General features: G+C 58.5%; 1 protein-coding gene. It reads left to right on the forward strand.

What is annotated here, in order from left to right:
- Positions 1 to 24: 24 nt before the first annotated feature.
- Positions 25 to 906 (forward strand): CsgG/HfaB family protein, encoded by an 882-nt coding sequence (locus tag AC1DRJ_RS27385; RefSeq protein WP_477804903.1) that lies wholly within the window; start codon positions 25 to 27, stop codon positions 904 to 906.
- Positions 907 to 1,490 lie beyond the last annotated feature (584 nt).

Consider the following 1,490-nt stretch of genomic DNA (forward strand, 5'->3'; position numbering starts at 1 on the left):
GTTGGGTCGAGGGGGAGTAGGGATATGAAAAAAATAATAGCGCTAGGGCTGATGTTGGCGACATTGCAAGGGTGTGGTCTGCGCGAACCGGTGTCGGCCGAGCAGGACACCGAAACTCCGACCCTGACACCCCGGGCGTCGACCTATTACGACTTGCTGAAAATGCCACGACCCAAGGGCCGGTTGATGGCGGTGGTGTACGGTTTCCGGGACCAGACCGGGCAATACAAACCGACCCCGGCCAGTTCGTTTTCGACCAGCGTGACCCAGGGCGCGGCGAGCATGTTGATGGATGCGATGCAGGCCAGCGGCTGGTTTGTGGTGCTGGAACGGGAAGGGCTGCAGAACCTGCTGACCGAGCGCAAGATCATTCGTGCTTCGCAGAAAAAGCCCAATACACCGGTGAACATCCAGGGGGAACTGCCTCCGCTGCAAGCGGCGAACATGATGCTTGAAGGCGGGATCATTGCCTACGACACCAACGTGCGCAGCGGCGGGGAAGGGGCGCGTTATCTGGGTATCGATATTACTCGGGAGTACCGGGTGGATCAGGTCACGGTCAACCTGCGGGCAGTGGATGTGCGCAGTGGTCAGGTGTTGGCCAATGTCATGACCAGCAAGACGATCTACTCGGTGAGCCGTAGTGCAGGGGTGTTCAAGTTTATCGAGTTCAAGAAGTTGCTGGAGGCGGAGGTCGGTTACACCACGAACGAGCCGGCGCAGTTGTGTGTTTTGTCGGCTATCGAGGCGGCTGTCGGGCATTTGCTGGCGCAGGGGATTGAGCGGCAAATGTGGCAGGTGGCGGGGGATAATTCGCCTGCTAACAATGAGACGCTCGACCGTTATCTGACTCAGAACAAGGTGGTGACTGAGGGTGAGGCAGGGGCAGGGGCTGGGGCGGAGTGAGCCGAGGCGGCCKTCGGGCCGACCTGGCTTTCCTGGGGTGTACATATCCATTTCTGCGGTAACGTCTGCTTATGGTTTCGCTTTTACAGCGAGTCCCTTTTGGCAAACGCGGTACGTGTCAAGGTACCTGTCGCCTTGTCTTACAGTTGCTAGCCCGTTGCGCTCTTAATTTCAGGGCGCTCTGGGTTTAAATACACAGCATCTGCCAACTTCCAGTTGCGTGTTCGACTGCGTCGAACGGCGCTGCGCGCCACTCCCCGGATAAACACCTCCACTCAGCCTCCCGAGGGGGCGGGTGGATCAAGAGCTGCAGGCGAGCTAACGCTCGGCCTGATGAGTGGTGAGAAGCAAAAGCGGTTCGCCGATCTATTGTAGGAGGCTGGCTTGCCAGCGATGGGGGCCTGACAGCCGACCAATCTCTATCAGATKTACCCAGTTCAAAATGTGGGAGCGGGCTTGCTCGCGAAGGCGGCCTCACAACCAACCAATCCCTGCCAGATGTCCCCAATCCAATTGTAGGAGTGAGCCTGCTCGCGATGRCGGCCTGACAGCCGACCAAATYTCTAACMGGTGTACATCATTCC

This window comes from Pseudomonas sp. P5_B2 (assembly GCF_056400445.1).